The sequence below is a fragment of the Enterobacter sp. RIT418 genome, assembly GCF_003057745.1.
Lineage (GTDB): Bacteria > Pseudomonadota > Gammaproteobacteria > Enterobacterales > Enterobacteriaceae > Enterobacter.
In genome coordinates, this window is sequence record NZ_QBJD02000026.1 from 14977 (window position 1) to 29043 (window position 14067).

A 14067-nucleotide genomic window follows, 5' to 3' on the forward strand; every position below is an offset into this window, starting at 1 on the left:
TTGATGAATTAAACTAATGTTATGCCGGTGAGAGGGCAGGGCGAAACGAGGAAGAAGCTTTTCGCCTGGACGGCATCCGCTGCTGTCCCGCTAAGCATATATAAACCGGGCGTGGGGCAACAATCGCCCGGTTATCGTCTTTCGAGCCGCCTCGTAGCCTTTTTATCCGGTTTCAGTGCGTTTCAGCGTATTTGCGAGTTTCTTCCCAGCCAGCCGTCCCAGTCTTTCCAGACGGGCTGTAGGCCTTGTGCTACGAGAGCCTGCGCCACCTCTTCCGGGCGTCTTCCGTCGTGCGGGGCAAACTGCTCCAGCTCCGGGTGGTCGTCGGCATAACCCCCCGGCTGCGTTTTGGAGAATGCGCTGACGTTGTTGATCGCAAGCGGAATGACCCGATCGCGAAAAGCAGGGGATTCGCGGGTTGAAAGGGACAATTCCACCTCGGGTGCCAATAGCCGAAACGCGCAGATGGTTTGCACCAGCTGGCGTTCATCCATCAGCGAGGCCGGTTCTATTCCCCCCGCGCAGGGCCGCAGGCGGGGAAACGAGACGGAGTAGCGGCTTTGCCAGTAGTGCTGCTGCAGCCACAGCAGATGCTCCGCCACCATATAGCAATCTACCCTCCAGCTATCGGAGAGGCCAATCAGCGCGCCCAGGCCGATTTTGTCGATCCCCGCGCGTCCGAGCCTGTCCGGCGTTTCAAGCCGAAAGAAGAAGTCCTGCTTTTTGCCTTTAAGATGGTGCCGGGCATACATCGCCTCGTGGTAGGTTTCCTGGTAGACCATTACGCCGTCCAGGCCCAGGCTTTTCAGCTCCGCATACTCGTCCTGGGACAGGGGCTGAACCTCCATCTGCAGCGAGGAAAACGCGCGGCGAAGGGCGGGCAGGTGCTGACGGAAATAATCCATTCCGACTTTCCCCTGATGCTCGCCTGTAACCAGCAGAAGATGCTCAAACCCCATCTCCCTGATGGCCTCGCACTCGCGTGCGATTTCGTTTTCGTCGAGCGTTTTGCGCTTGATGCGATTGCTCATCGAAAAGCCGCAGTAGGTGCAATCGTTGGCGCACAGGTTCGAGAGATAGAGCGGCACGTAAAAGCTTACCGTATTGCCGAAGCGCTGTCGGGTAAGCCGCTGCGCGCGCCGCGCCATCGGTTCCAGATATGCGCTGGCCGCCGGAGAAAGCAGGGCCATCATGTGATCCCGCGTTAGCTGGCGGGCTTCCAGCGCGCGCTCAACGTCTGCCTGCGTTTTACCGTTGATGCGCAGGCGAATATCTTCCCAGTCGAGCTGGCGCCAGCGCTCGGTGAAGGTCTTCATGAGAGCGCCTCCAGAAAGCCGGTCAGCGGGCTGGTGGCCTGCGCCTGAAAGCTGCGCGCGCCGGGGCCAGACTGTTTTGCCAGCAGGCCAGCCTCTACCGCGAGGCGGAATGCGCGCGCCATGGTCACCGGATCGTCCGCGACGGCTATCGCCGTATTCACCAGCACCGCGTCGGCCCCCATTTCCAGCGCCTGTGCGGCATGACTTGGTACGCCGATACCCGCATCAACGACAACGGGAACGGTAGCCTGAGCAATGATAATGTCCAGCATCGCGCGGGTTTCCAGCCCCTGGTTAGAGCCTATCGGTGCGCCCAGCGGCATCACCGCCGCGCAGCCGACGTCCTCAAGCCGCTTGCACAGAACGGGGTCAGCGCCGCAGTAGGGCAGAACGATAAACCCTTGCTGCACCAGCTTTTCCGCTGCCTTCAGGGTTTCAATCGGGTCGGGCAACAGCCAGCGGGCATCCGGGTGGATCTCCAGCTTTAGCCAGCGCGTGCCGAGCGCCTCGCGCGCCAGCTGAGCGGCAAAAATGGCCTCCTCGGCGGTTTTCGCACCGGACGTGTTCGGCAGCAGCGTGACGCCTGCCTCCAGCAGCGGTGCCAGAATGGCATCGCTTTGATTGCGCAGGTCCACGCGCTTGAGCGCCAGCGTCACCAGCTGGCTGCCGCTCTCGCGAATGGCATCGACCATCAGCTGCGAGGAGGCGAACTTTCCGGTCCCGGTGAACAGATGTGAATCAAAGACTTTATCGGCAATACGTAGCATCTCAGCCCCCTGCGATAACCTGAAACAGCAGGATGTTATCGCCTTCGCTCACCTGCTGATGTTCCCACCGCTCGCGCGGCAGGATCTGTTGATTGAGCGCCAGCGCCGTGCCCGGCTTGAGCTGGCGCAGCGCGTCGAGCAGCGCGGCAACGGTGAGGTTGTCGTCGCACTGCATCGGCTCATCGTTAAAGAGAATACGCATCATGGCCTCCGCAAACCGGACAGCGGCGGGCACGCTGCAGGGCCAGATGACGCCAGCCGCCGGCGCGCGCGTCGAACAGCCGCAGCGTATTGCGCTCCGTTTCCATACCGCTGAGCAGCTTAATGGCTTCCAGCGCCTGCAGCGTGCCCATCACGCCGACCACCGGACCGAGAATGCCCGCCGTGCGGCAGTTGCGCGCCGGCTCGGCGTCGTCCGGCCACAGGCAGCGGTAGCAGCCCTGCGTCCACGGCGGCGTGAGAACCATCATCTGGCCGCCAAAGCCCACGGCGCTGGCGGTGATAAGCGGAGTATCGTTCGCCACGCAGGCGGCATTGATTGCCTGACGCGTTGCCATATTGTCGGAACAGTCGAGCACGACGTCAGCCAGAGCAACTTCGCGTTCGAGATCGTCACCAACGAGGCGCGCCTGAAGCGCGATGAGTTCAATACCCGGATTGAGCTTAAGCAGCCGCTGGCGGGCAATGTCCGCCTTAGGCTGGCCAACATCCTCCGTGTTAAACAGGATCTGCCGCTGGAGATTGCTGATGTGAATATCATCGTCATCCGCCAGCACCAGCGTGCCTACGCCAGCCCCCGCCAGATAGAGCGCGGCGGGCGCGCCCAACCCGCCGAGACCGACGATCAATACCCGGCTTGTGAGCAGCGTTTCCTGGCCGTCGGTAGCGATATCCTCCAGCAGGATCTGGCGGCTGTAGCGCATAAAGTCGCGGTCATTCATCGCCTGCTCCTGCGAGTGCCAGAAGCTTCGCCGTGGCGGCCTGCCAGTCCGCCGCCTGGGTGATCGCGCTGACGACGGCAATGCTGCCCACGCCGGTATCCAGCACGCCTGGGGCGCGCTGAAGGCTAATCCCGCCGATGGCGACGGTGGGGTAGTCCGCGAGGCGTTTGACGTGTTCCTCCAGCTGCGCCAGCCCCTGCGGCGCGGACGGCATTTGCTTGGTTTGCGTCGGGAAGACGTGGCCAAGCGCGATGTAGGAAGGGCGAGCCGCCAGCGCGACGTCAATTTCCATGTCGTCGTGCGTTGAAACGCCGAGCCGCAAGCCGGCCGCGCTGATGGCGTTCAGATCCGTGGTTTCAAGATCTTCCTGGCCGAGATGTACGCCGTACGCCTGGTGCTTTATCGCCAGCCGCCAGTAGTCGTTGATAAACAGGCGGGCATTATATCGACGCCCCAGCGCGATGGCGGCAACCACGTCAGCCTCCACCTCTTCGTCGCGCTTATCCTTGATGCGCAGCTGGAGGGTGCGAACGCCCGCGTCGAGAAGGCGTTCAATCCATTCCACGCTGTCCACAACCGGATAAAGCCCTAAGCGATAGGGGACGGGGGGAAAATCGGGCTGGTACATTACGCCTCCTCTTTTTTGAGGTAAATTTCGCCGCCTTTGGCGCGGAAATTCTCCGACATGTCCGCCATTCCCACTTCAATCGCCTGGGCGGCAGCGTAGTCGCGCACCTCCTGGCTGATCTTCATCGAGCAGAATTTTGGCCCGCACATAGAGCAGAAATGCGCGACTTTGCCGGACTCCTGCGGCAGCGTTTCGTCGTGGTAGGCGCGGGCGGTGAACGGGTCGAGCGCCAGGTTGAACTGGTCTTCCCAGCGGAACTCGAAGCGTGCCTTCGACATGGCGTTATCGCGAATTTGCGCCCCCGGGTGGCCTTTCGCCAGGTCCGCCGCGTGGGCGGCAATTTTGTAGGTAATCAGCCCCTGCTTGACGTCCTCTTTGTTCGGCAGGCCGAGGTGCTCCTTCGGCGTCACGTAGCACAGCATCGCGCAGCCAAACCAGCCGATCATCGCCGCGCCGATGCCGGAGGTGAAGTGGTCATAGCCCGGCGCGATATCGGTGGTTAGCGGGCCTAACGTGTAAAACGGCGCTTCGTGGCAGTGCTCCAGCTCCTCGGTCATGTTGCGGCGGATCATCTGCATCGGCACGTGTCCCGGGCCTTCAATCATCACCTGCACGTCGTACTCCCAGGCGATTTTGGTCAGCTCGCCCAGCGTGTGCAGTTCGGCAAACTGCGCTTCGTCGTTAGCGTCGCGAATGGAGCCTGGACGCAGGCCGTCGCCGAGCGAGAGGGAAACGTCATAGGCGGCGCAGATTTCGCAGATCTCGCGGAAGTGCTCGTAGAGGAAGTTTTCCCGGTGATGGGAGAGGCACCACTTCGCCATGATCGAGCCACCGCGCGAGACAATTCCGGTCAGGCGCCTGGCGGTCATCGGCACGTAGCGCAGCAGCACGCCCGCGTGAATGGTGAAGTAGTCCACGCCCTGTTCCGCTTGCTCCAGCAGCGTATCGCGGAACGCTTCCCAGGTGAGGTTTTCGGCAATGCCATTCACTTTTTCCAGCGCCTGGTAAATCGGGACGGTGCCAATCGGTACCGGGCTATTGCGCAGGATCCACTCGCGGGTTTCGTGAATATAGCGTCCGGTGGAGAGGTCCATCACCGTGTCCGCGCCCCAGCGCGTTGACCAGACCAGTTTTTCCACCTCTTCTTCAATGGAGGACGTGACCGCCGAGTTACCGATGTTGGCATTGACCTTCACCAGGAAGTTACGGCCGATGATCATCGGTTCGGATTCCGGATGGTTGATATTGGCAGGGATAATGGCGCGTCCGGCGGCCACCTCGTCACGCACAAACTCCGGCGTGATGTTCTCCGGCAGGCGCGCGCCAAAGCCTTCGCCAGGATGCTGGTGGCGCAATACTTCGCTGCGGATGCGCTCGCGGCCCATGTTTTCGCGAATGGCGATAAATTCCATTTCAGGGGTGACGATGCCCCGACGCGCGTAGTGAAGCTGGGTGACGCACTTCCCCGCTTTGGCGCGTTTTGGCGGCAGCAGGCCGGTGAAGCGCAGTTCGTCCAGGCCGTCGTCGGCCAGGCGCTCTTTTGCGTAAGCCGAGCTTTGCTCATTAAGCGCTTCGCTATCCTGGCGGGCTTCGATCCACGGCTGGCGCAGCTTCGCCAGGCCCTGCTGAACGTTGATAGCAATATCGGGGTCGCCGTAGGGACCGGAGGTGTCATAGACCGGAACGGCCTCGTTTTCCTCGAACTGCGGGTGCTCTTTGCTGCCGCCGATAAGCGTGGGGCTGAGCTGGATCTCGCGCATCGGGACGCGGATATCGGGCTGCGAGCCGGAAATATAGATACGTCTGGAGTTCGGGAAAGCGGTACCTTCCAGAGTGTCGATGAAGCGTTGGGCCTGTGCGCGCTGTTCGCGGCGGGTCAGTTTTGTTGTAGACATAGCGCATTCCAAAAGTGAAGGACATGGCTTGTCAGACGACGGATGAAGCAAGAGAGGATCGCCCGCAGGCGATGCAACAGCAGTTTGACTCTTGTTCCCTTCGCAGGTATTAGCCTGATCAGGTTCCGCGGATCCCGAATTAACGGTCTCAGCCCGTGCTTTCACACTGGGCACTCCGACAAGAAAAATCCCCCTCGTAAGAGGGGCGAATGGTTGTAAATTACTCGTTAACGATTAAGAACTCAAGCAGGCCGCGCAACGTTATCTTCGTTGCTGGCTTTCAAATCGTTGTCCAGCACCAGAGCGATCAGCTTGTCTTCCAGCGTGAATCGTTCCTCCATGGCCTCGCCCAGGTCGGACAGCGCCTGCTGAAACTCAAGATAGTTATCGTGATCGATAGCGTTCTCAAGCGTGGAGTCATAATAATCCATCATCCGCTGGGTGTTGGCTTCCAGCAGAGGATAGAGTTTGCTTGCCGCAATATATGGGCTGGTGCCTTCCATTTCGCGGATAATGCGTTCATAAATATTGAAATGGCCATCTGAAAGGTAGTCGACCAGGCTCTGACAAAAATCATCCAGCGCTTTTTCATTCAGCCGCATGTAAGATTCTTTGCCAGGCTTAATCCCGACCAGATTGTAGTAAGCCACGAGCAGATGCTTGCGGTCGTGTAGCCAGCGATCCACCAGTTTGTTACTTCCACCAACGCGCTCAGTCAGGCTTTCTAGCTGGTTTAACATATTCGACTCCGCAAGGTTAAGATGAAAAGCTGCCCATCCAAAATGTAATAATAATGTTACCAACATGCCTGTGAAGCGAAGGTAGTGCAATAGATATGGATCGTATAATTGAAAAATTAGATCGCGGCTGGTGGATCGTCAGCCATGAACAAAAGTTATGGCTGCCGCGCGGCGAACTCCCTTACGGCAACGCGGAGGATTTCGATCTTGCAGGCCAGCCCGCGCGCAGGATCGGGGAATGGCAGGGCGATCCCGTGTGGTTGATCCAGCAGGTGCGTCGTCAGGATATGGGATCTGTCCGTCAGGTGCTGGATCTGGACGCGGGGCTGTTTCAGCTGGCGGGCCGCGGCGTGCAGCTCGCGGAGTTTTACCGCTCGCATAAATACTGCGGCTACTGCGGCCATGCTATGCACCCAAGCAAGACCGAATGGGCAATGCTTTGCGGCCACTGCCGGGAGCGCTATTACCCGCAGATTGCGCCGTGCATCATCGTGGCGATCCGCCGCGAGGATTCCATCCTGCTGGCGCAGCATACCCGCCACCGCAACGGCATTCACACGGTTCTCGCCGGGTTTGTTGAGGTGGGCGAAACCCTGGAGCAAGCCGTCGCGCGCGAGGTGATGGAAGAGAGCGGTATCAAGGTCAAAAACCTGCGTTACGTAACGTCGCAGCCGTGGCCGTTCCCGATGTCGCTGATGACGGCGTTTATGGCCGAATACGACAGCGGTGACATTGTTATCGACCAGAAAGAGCTGCTGGAGGCGAGCTGGTATCGCTATGATGATTTACCGCTGCTGCCGCCTCCGGGAACGGTGGCACGTCGGCTGATAGAAGATACGGTGGCAATGTGTCGGGCCGAGTTTGAATGACATGTTACACTGTGGCCATGACGCTTAAGGAACTGCAAAAATGACCGAACTGAAGAACGATCGTTATCTGCGTGCGCTGCTGCGCCAGCCAGTTGATGTCACCCCGGTGTGGATGATGCGCCAGGCGGGACGTTATCTCCCGGAGTACAAAGCCACGCGCGCCCAGGCGGGCGATTTTATGTCGCTGTGCAAAAATGCCGAGTTGGCCTGCGAAGTGACGCTCCAGCCGCTGCGCCGCTTCCCGCTGGATGCCGCCATTCTCTTTTCAGACATTCTCACCATTCCGGATGCGATGGGCCTTGGGCTCTACTTTGAAACCGGAGAAGGCCCGCGTTTTACCTCGCCAATTAAAAGCAAAGCGGACGTCGATAAACTGCCCATTCCCGATCCCGAAGATGAGCTGGGCTACGTGATGAACGCGGTGCGCACCATCCGCCGCGAGCTGAAGGGCGAGGTGCCGCTGATTGGCTTTTCCGGCAGCCCATGGACGCTGGCGACCTACATGGTTGAGGGCGGTAGCAGTAAAGCCTTCACGGTGATTAAAAAGATGATGTACGCCGAGCCGCTGGCCCTGCACGCGCTGCTCGACAAGCTGGCGAAAAGCGTCACCCTGTACCTTAACGCCCAGATCAAAGCCGGCGCGCAGTCGGTGATGATTTTCGACACCTGGGGGGGCGTGCTGACCGGGCGCGATTACCAGCAGTTCTCGCTGTACTACATGCACAAAATCGTCGACGGGCTGCTGCGTGAAAATGAAGGCCACCGCGTGCCGGTGACGCTGTTCACCAAGGGCGGCGGCCAGTGGCTGGAAGCCTTAGCCGCCACCGGCTGCGATGCGCTAGGCCTGGACTGGACAACGGATATTGCCGATGCGCGCCGTCGCGTAGGTGATAAAGTCGCGCTGCAGGGCAACATGGACCCGTCCATGCTTTACGCGCAGCCAGCCCGTATTGAAGAAGAGGTGGCATCTATTCTGGCAGGCTTCGGCAAGGGGGATGGACACGTATTCAACCTCGGCCACGGCATTCATCAGGATGTTCCGCCAGAGCACGCTGGCGCGTTTGTGGAGGCGGTTCACCGGCTTTCTGCCCAATATCATCAGTAAGGAGTGGTTATGGATCTCGCGTCGTTACGCGCTCAACAGATAGAACTGGCCTCATCGGTGATCCGCGAGGATCGTCTGGATACGGATCCCCCGCAGTACATCGGCGGGGCGGACGTGGGGTTCGAGCAGGGCGGGGAAGTGACGCGAGCGGCAATGGTGGTGCTGAAGTATCCTTCGCTTGAGCTGGTCGAGTACAAGGTGGCGCGCATCGCGACCACCATGCCGTATATCCCCGGCTTTCTCTCCTTCCGCGAGTATCCCGCGCTGCTTGCCGCGTGGGAGCAGCTCTCGCAAAAGCCGGACCTGCTGTTTGTGGACGGGCACGGCATTTCCCATCCGCGTCGTTTGGGCGTTGCCAGCCACTTTGGTTTGCTGGTGGACGTGCCGACCATCGGCGTCGCCAAAAAACGCCTGTGCGGCAAGTTTGAGCCGCTCTCCGCCGAGCCGGGTGCAATCGCCCCGCTTATCGACAAAGGCGAACAGTTGGCCTGGGTCTGGCGCAGCAAGGCGCGCTGTAACCCGCTGTTTATCGCCACCGGGCATCGGGTAAGCATGGATAGCGCGCTGGCATGGGTGCAGCGGTGCATGAAAGGCTACCGCCTGCCGGAGCCGACGCGCTGGGCTGATGCGGTTGCATCTTCGCGTCCGGCTTTTGTTCGTTGGCAGGAAATCCAGCGCTGATTCAGGTAAACTGCGGCTAATTTTCGATTCGAGACATCATCATGCTACAAAACCCGATTCACCTGCGCCTTGAGAAGCTGGAAAGCTGGCAGCACGTCACGTTTATGGCCTGCCTGTGCGAGCGCATGTATCCCAACTATGCCGCATTCTGCAAGCAAACGGCGTTTGGCGAAGGCCAGATTTATCGCCGCATTCTGGATTTAGTCTGGGAGACGCTGACGGTAAAAGACGCAAAGGTGAACTTTGACTCTCAGCTTGAAAAGCTGGAAGAGGCGATTCCGGCAGCGGATGACTTTGACCTGTACGGTGTCTACCCGGCCATTGATGCCTGCGTAGCGTTGAGCGAGTTAATTCACTCCCGTCTGAGCGGTGAGACGCTGGAGCACGCTATCGAAGTCAGTAAGGCTTCCATTACCACCGTGGCGATGCTGGAAATGACTCAGGAAGGTCGCGAAATGACCGACGAAGAGCTGCGCGCTAACCCGGCGGTTGAGCAGGAATGGGATATCCAGTGGGAGATTTTCCGCCTGCTGGCAGAGTGCGAAGAACGCGATATTGAACTGATAAAAGGGCTGCGCGCGGACTTACGTGAGGCTGGCGAGAGCAATATTGGTATAATTTTTAACCAATGAGACAACAAAACGTGATTTAACGCCTGTTTTGTCGCACCTCGACTCTTCCCTTCTGCCCCCCGTCTGGTCTACATTTGGGGGGCGAAAAAAAGTGGCTATCGGTGCGTGTATGCAGGAGAGTGCTTTTTTGGCATTTTCGTCGCACTCGATGCTTAGCAAGCGATAAACACATTGAAAGGATAACTTATGAACAAGACTCAACTGATTGATGTAATTGCGGACAAGGCTGATCTGTCTAAAGTGCAGGCTAAAGCTGCTCTGGAATCTACCCTGGCTGCTATTACTGAGTCTCTGAAAGAAGGCGATGCTGTACAACTGGTTGGTTTCGGTACCTTCAAAGTGAACCACCGCGCTGAGCGTACTGGCCGCAACCCGCAGACCGGTAAAGAAATCAAAATCGCCGCAGCTAACGTACCGGCATTTGTTTCTGGTAAAGCACTGAAAGACGCTGTTAAGTAAGACGCGTGGCAGTGAACAGTTTTAACGAAGGGGCGGTAACGCCCCTTTTGTCTATCTGGCGTGGTACGCTCGCGCTGGCAGGCGTGCTGTTACTGTCTGCCTGTAGCCATGATGATTCCCTTCCTCCGTTTACCGCCAGCGGTTACGCGGATAATCAGGGAGCGGTCAGGATCTGGCGTAAAGATTCCAGCGATGACGTTCATCTGCTTTCCGCCTTTAGCCCGTGGCATAACGGCAATACCTCCACGGCGGAGTATCGCTGGCAGGGCGACGCGCTGTCGCTTATCGAGCTGAATATCTACAGCAAGACCCCCGAACACGTAAAGGTGCGTTTCGACGATCGCGGCGAGCTGAGCTTTATGCAGCGTGAAGTGAGCGGTCATAAACAGCAGCTTTCCAGCGATCAGATCGCGCTTTATCGATACCGTGCCGAGCAAATCCGTCAGACCAGCGATGCGCTGCGTCAGGGGCGCGTGGTGCTGCGACAGGGCCGCTGGCACGCAGATGGTACGGTAACCACCTGCGAAGGACAGACCGTGAAGCCGGATCTCGAATCCTGGGCCACTGCGCATATCGAGCGCCGTCAGCGTCATTCATCGGTTGAGGTGAGCGTGGCGTGGCTTGAAGCGCCGGAAGGTTCTCAGCTGCTGCTGGTGGCGAACGAAGATTTCTGCACCTGGCAGCCGACAGAGAAGAGTTTCTGACGTAAATCCCCTCTCCCTTTGGGAGAGGGTGAGGGTGTGAAATTACTCGCCTTGCTCACGCGCAATCGCGCGATAACCGATATCCTGGCGGCTGAAGCTGCCGTTCCAGTGAATATCCGCCATCAGCGCATAGGCACGCTTCTGCGCTTCAGCAACGGTATTGCCCAGCGCGGTCGCGCACAGCACGCGGCCACCGTTGGTGAGTACACGATCGTCATCAGCCAGCTTCGTACCCGCATGGAAGACTTTCGCGCCTTCGACAGATTCGAGCGGCAGACCGTGGATTTCATCCCCGGTGCTGTAATTGCCAGGATAACCGCCCGCAGCGATGACCACGCCCAGAGAGGCGCGCTCGTCCCACTCGGAGGTTTTCTCATCCAGCTTGCCTTCACAGGCGGCCAGGCAAAGATCTACCAGATCGGATTTCATGCGCAGCATGATTGGCTGCGTTTCCGGATCGCCGAAGCGGCAGTTAAATTCGATCACCTTCGGGTTGCCCTGCCTGTCGATCATCAGGCCCGCATAGAGGAAACCGGTGTAGGTGTTGCCCTCCGCCGCCATCCCTTTAACGGTAGGCCAGATGATGCGCTCCATGGTGCGCTGATGCACTTCGTCAGTGACCACTGGCGCAGGGGAGTAAGCGCCCATCCCACCGGTATTCGGGCCGGTATCTGCGTTACCCACGCGCTTATGATCCTGGCTGGTGGCCATCGGCAGGACGTGCTCGCCGTCGACCATCACGATAAAGCTTGCCTCTTCACCGTCGAGGAACTCTTCGATCACGATGCGGTGGCCCGCGTCGCCAAAGGCGTTACCCGCCAGCATATCCTGTACTGCGGCTTCGGCTTCTTCGAGCGTCATCGCCACGATAACGCCTTTACCAGCCGCCAGACCGTCGGCCTTGATGACAATCGGCGCGCCTTTCTGACGCAGGTAAGCCAGCGCGGGCTCCACTTCGGTAAAGTTCTGATATTCCGCCGTCGGGATGTTGTGGCGTGCAAGGAAATCTTTGGTGAACGCTTTCGAGCCTTCCAGCTGCGCGGCGCCCTCCGTCGGGCCAAAGATTTTCAGGCCTGCCGCGCGGAAGGCGTCTACCACGCCGATCACCAGCGGCGCTTCCGGGCCGACGATGGTCAGGTCGATTTTCTCGCTTTGGGCAAAGTTCAGCAGCGCCGGGATATCGGTTACACCGATAGCGACATTTTGCAGCGCGGGCTCCAGCGCGGTGCCGGCGTTACCCGGAGCCACAAAGACGGTTTCCACCTGCGGGGACTGGGCTGCTTTCCACGCCAGGGCGTGTTCGCGTCCGCCGTTACCAATCACTAATACTTTCATTGTGTGCTCCGTGGATTAATGGCGGAAGTGGCGCATGTCGGTGAAGATCATGGCGATACCGTGTTCGTCGGCAGCGGCAATGACTTCGTCATCGCGGATTGAACCGCCAGGCTGGATCACGCAGGTGATACCCACTGCCGCTGCCGCGTCGATGCCGTCGCGGAACGGGAAGAACGCGTCGGAAGCCATGGCGGAACCTTTCACTTCCAGACCTTCATCGCCAGCTTTAATACCGGCAATTTTCGCGGAGTAAACGCGGCTCATCTGGCCTGCGCCAATCCCGATGGTCATCTTCTCTTTGGCGTAAACAATGGCGTTGGATTTGACGAACTTCGCCACTTTCCAGCAGAACAGCGCGTCACGCAGTTCCTGTTCGGTTGGCTGACGTTTGGTCACCACGCGCAGGTCGGCTTCTGTCACCATGCCCAGATCGCGATCCTGAACCAGCAGGCCACCGTTGACGCGCTTGAAGTCCAGGCCCGGCACGCGTTCTGCCCATTGGCCGCAAATCAGCACGCGCACGTTCTGTTTGGCGGCGGTGATTTTCAAGGCTTCTTCCGTGGCGGACGGCGCAATGATCACTTCAACAAACTGACGAGAGATGATGGCCTGCGCGGTTTCCGCATCCAGCTCGCGGTTGAAGGCGATAATGCCGCCGAACGCGGAAGTTGGGTCGGTTTTGTAGGCGCGATCGTAGGCATCCAGAATAGAAGAGCTTACCGCCACGCCGCACGGATTCGCGTGCTTGACGATAACGCAGGCCGGTTCGCTGAACTCTTTCACGCACTCCAGGGCCGCATCGGTATCTGCAATATTGTTATAAGAGAGCGCCTTGCCCTGTACCTGCTGGGCCGTCGCGACCGAAGCCTCTTTTACCTCTTCTTCTATATAGAAGGCAGCCTGCTGATGGCTGTTCTCGCCGTAGCGCATATCCTGCTTCTTGATAAAGTTCAGGTTCAGGGTGCGCGGGAAGCGGCCGGAAGGTTCGTTGCCTTCACCGTGGTAAGCGGGCACCAGGCTACCAAAGTAGTTGGCGATCGTGCTGTCGTACGCGGCGGTGTGTTCGAAGGCTTTGATGGCGAGGTCGAAGCGGGTAGCCAGAGTGAGCGACCCTTCGTTGGCATCCATCTCATTAATAATGCTTTCGTAGTCGCTGCTCTTTACGACAATGGCGACATCTTTATGGTTCTTGGCCGCGGAGCGCACCATGGTCGGGCCGCCGATATCGATATTCTCAACAGCGTCTTCCAGAGAACAGCCTTCGCGGGCCACGGTCTGGGCGAACGGATAGAGATTAACGACAACCATGTCAATCGGCGCAATATCATGTTGTTCCATGATGCCGTCGTCCTGACCGCGACGACCGAGGATACCGCCATGCACTTTCGGGTGCAGGGTCTTGACGCGTCCATCCATCATTTCCGGGAAACCGGTGTAATCGGATACTTCGGTTACCGGCAGACCTTTATCTGCTAACAGGCGAGCGGTGCCGCCTGTAGAAAGCAGCTCTACACCACGTGCAGAAAGTGCCTGAGCGAATTCGACGATACCGGCTTTATCAGAAACACTGAGCAGAGCGCGGCGGACTGGACGACGTTGTTGCATGGTAAATCCCCTGGATTTCACGATTACAGAGAGCGTTAGATGAATTTTCCAGCGAAAAACTCATCTAACACACCTGACGGAGCATCCTTGCAAAGCGCGAGCATTTTAACGAAAACGTTTGCGCAACGCTCGCACATTTTTACTTTTTCGTATCATTGTGGATAAGTCTGTGTGTAAAAGGGAATAAGGCGGGGTTTTGCTGTGGAATGCAGCAGTCAGTCATTTTTCTGTCATTTAGCGGTTGCGGCGCGGCGAGAACCCCCTATAATGCGCCTCCATCGACACGGCAGATGTGAATCACTTCACAAACAACCCGGTCGGTTGAAGAGAAAAATCCTGAAATAACGGGTTGACTCTGAAAGAGGAAAGCGTATTATACGCCACCTCGCA

Annotated in this window: 15 protein-coding genes and 1 riboswitch; of the genes, 6 read left to right on the forward strand and 9 right to left on the reverse strand. The window is 58.5% G+C overall.

Translation table 11 applies throughout. The features are described 5' to 3' along the window. Positions 1–182: 182 nt before the first annotated feature. The 7 genes from thiH to rsd all read right to left on the reverse strand — a co-directional run bounded on the left by thiH (position 183) and on the right by rsd (position 6287). Positions 183–1316: a 2-iminoacetate synthase ThiH gene (gene thiH, locus DBY73_RS21180; RefSeq protein ID WP_112013166.1), complete on the reverse strand. Its 1134-nt coding sequence runs from the start codon at positions 1314–1316 to the stop codon at positions 183–185. Next, positions 1313–2083 (reverse strand): thiazole synthase, encoded by a 771-nt coding sequence (gene thiG / locus DBY73_RS21185; protein ID WP_112013167.1) that lies wholly within the window; start codon positions 2081–2083, stop codon positions 1313–1315. The genes thiH and thiG overlap by 4 nt, the downstream gene beginning before the upstream one ends. 1 nt (position 2084) lies before the next feature. Further along, complete coding sequence (gene thiS, locus DBY73_RS21190; protein WP_112013168.1) at positions 2085–2285, reverse strand: sulfur carrier protein ThiS; 201 nt, start codon at positions 2283–2285, stop codon at positions 2085–2087. Continuing rightward, positions 2269–3024 (reverse strand): HesA/MoeB/ThiF family protein, encoded by a 756-nt coding sequence (locus DBY73_RS21195; protein WP_112013169.1) that lies wholly within the window; start codon positions 3022–3024, stop codon positions 2269–2271. Before DBY73_RS21195 ends, thiS begins: the two co-directional genes overlap by 17 nt. After that, positions 3017–3652, reverse strand: a complete 636-nt coding sequence (gene thiE / locus DBY73_RS21200) for a thiamine phosphate synthase (protein ID WP_112013170.1) — start codon at positions 3650–3652, stop codon at positions 3017–3019. The genes DBY73_RS21195 and thiE overlap by 8 nt, the downstream gene beginning before the upstream one ends. Next, positions 3652–5547 (reverse strand): phosphomethylpyrimidine synthase ThiC, encoded by a 1896-nt coding sequence (gene thiC, locus DBY73_RS21205; RefSeq protein WP_112013171.1) that lies wholly within the window; start codon positions 5545–5547, stop codon positions 3652–3654. Before thiC ends, thiE begins: the two co-directional genes overlap by 1 nt. Positions 5548–5625: 78 nt before the next feature. Beyond that, positions 5626–5735: riboswitch (TPP riboswitch) on the reverse strand. A 54-nt stretch (positions 5736–5789) separates the two neighbouring features. Next, positions 5790–6287: a sigma D regulator gene (rsd, locus tag DBY73_RS21210; protein WP_112013172.1), complete on the reverse strand. Its 498-nt coding sequence runs from the start codon at positions 6285–6287 to the stop codon at positions 5790–5792. A 95-nt stretch (positions 6288–6382) separates the two neighbouring features. Between rsd and nudC the strand changes: the two genes are divergently transcribed. The 6 genes from nudC to DBY73_RS21240 all read left to right on the forward strand — a co-directional run bounded on the left by nudC (position 6383) and on the right by DBY73_RS21240 (position 10737). Continuing rightward, positions 6383–7156: an NAD(+) diphosphatase gene (gene nudC / locus DBY73_RS21215; RefSeq protein WP_112013173.1), complete on the forward strand. Its 774-nt coding sequence runs from the start codon at positions 6383–6385 to the stop codon at positions 7154–7156. Between the two features lie 40 nt (positions 7157–7196). Continuing rightward, a complete protein-coding gene (gene hemE, locus DBY73_RS21220; protein ID WP_112013174.1) occupies positions 7197–8261 on the forward strand; it encodes a uroporphyrinogen decarboxylase in 1065 nt (354 codons plus the stop codon). Between the two features lie 9 nt (positions 8262–8270). Beyond that, positions 8271–8942 carry a deoxyribonuclease V gene (gene nfi / locus DBY73_RS21225; protein ID WP_112013175.1) on the forward strand — a complete coding sequence of 224 codons (672 nt, stop codon included), beginning with the start codon at positions 8271–8273 and terminating at the stop codon, positions 8940–8942. A 41-nt stretch (positions 8943–8983) separates the two neighbouring features. Beyond that, positions 8984–9574 (forward strand): YjaG family protein, encoded by a 591-nt coding sequence (locus DBY73_RS21230; protein WP_112013176.1) that lies wholly within the window; start codon positions 8984–8986, stop codon positions 9572–9574. A 186-nt stretch (positions 9575–9760) separates the two neighbouring features. Continuing rightward, positions 9761–10033 carry a nucleoid-associated protein HU-alpha gene (gene hupA, locus DBY73_RS21235; RefSeq protein WP_002445246.1) on the forward strand — a complete coding sequence of 91 codons (273 nt, stop codon included), beginning with the start codon at positions 9761–9763 and terminating at the stop codon, positions 10031–10033. 11 nt (positions 10034–10044) lie between these two features. Next, positions 10045–10737, forward strand: a complete 693-nt coding sequence (locus DBY73_RS21240; RefSeq protein WP_112013177.1) for a DUF1481 domain-containing protein — start codon at positions 10045–10047, stop codon at positions 10735–10737. Between the two features lie 42 nt (positions 10738–10779). On the opposite strand, the gene purD is transcribed toward DBY73_RS21240, so the two are convergent. After that, a complete protein-coding gene (purD, locus tag DBY73_RS21245; protein ID WP_112013178.1) occupies positions 10780–12072 on the reverse strand; it encodes a phosphoribosylamine--glycine ligase in 1293 nt (430 codons plus the stop codon). A gap of 15 nt (positions 12073–12087) precedes the next feature. Then, on the reverse strand, positions 12088–13677 hold the full coding sequence (purH, locus tag DBY73_RS21250) for a bifunctional phosphoribosylaminoimidazolecarboxamide formyltransferase/IMP cyclohydrolase (RefSeq protein ID WP_112013179.1): 1590 nt from the start codon (positions 13675–13677) through the stop codon (positions 12088–12090). Positions 13678–14067: the final 390 nt, after the last annotated feature.

What these genes read in the sequence shown, in the direction of transcription:
- thiE (WP_112013170.1), bottom strand. Translation starts at nt 3,652, where the DNA reads ATGTACCAGCCCGATTTTCCCCCCGTCCCCTATCGCTTAGGGCTTTAT.
- thiS (WP_112013168.1), bottom strand. Translation starts at nt 2,285, where the DNA reads ATGCGTATTCTCTTTAACGATGAGCCGATGCAGTGCGACGACAACCTC.
- rsd (WP_112013172.1), bottom strand. Translation starts at nt 6,287, where the DNA reads ATGTTAAACCAGCTAGAAAGCCTGACTGAGCGCGTTGGTGGAAGTAAC.
- hupA (WP_002445246.1), top strand. Translation starts at nt 9,761, where the DNA reads ATGAACAAGACTCAACTGATTGATGTAATTGCGGACAAGGCTGATCTG.
- purD (WP_112013178.1), bottom strand. Translation starts at nt 12,072, where the DNA reads ATGAAAGTATTAGTGATTGGTAACGGCGGACGCGAACACGCCCTGGCG.
- thiG (WP_112013167.1), bottom strand. Translation starts at nt 2,083, where the DNA reads ATGCTACGTATTGCCGATAAAGTCTTTGATTCACATCTGTTCACCGGG.
- DBY73_RS21230 (WP_112013176.1), top strand. Translation starts at nt 8,984, where the DNA reads ATGCTACAAAACCCGATTCACCTGCGCCTTGAGAAGCTGGAAAGCTGG.
- nudC (WP_112013173.1), top strand. Translation starts at nt 6,383, where the DNA reads ATGGATCGTATAATTGAAAAATTAGATCGCGGCTGGTGGATCGTCAGC.
- thiH (WP_112013166.1), bottom strand. Translation starts at nt 1,316, where the DNA reads ATGAAGACCTTCACCGAGCGCTGGCGCCAGCTCGACTGGGAAGATATT.
- thiC (WP_112013171.1), bottom strand. Translation starts at nt 5,547, where the DNA reads ATGTCTACAACAAAACTGACCCGCCGCGAACAGCGCGCACAGGCCCAA.
- nfi (WP_112013175.1), top strand. Translation starts at nt 8,271, where the DNA reads ATGGATCTCGCGTCGTTACGCGCTCAACAGATAGAACTGGCCTCATCG.
- hemE (WP_112013174.1), top strand. Translation starts at nt 7,197, where the DNA reads ATGACCGAACTGAAGAACGATCGTTATCTGCGTGCGCTGCTGCGCCAG.
- purH (WP_112013179.1), bottom strand. Translation starts at nt 13,677, where the DNA reads ATGCAACAACGTCGTCCAGTCCGCCGCGCTCTGCTCAGTGTTTCTGAT.
- DBY73_RS21195 (WP_112013169.1), bottom strand. Translation starts at nt 3,024, where the DNA reads ATGAATGACCGCGACTTTATGCGCTACAGCCGCCAGATCCTGCTGGAG.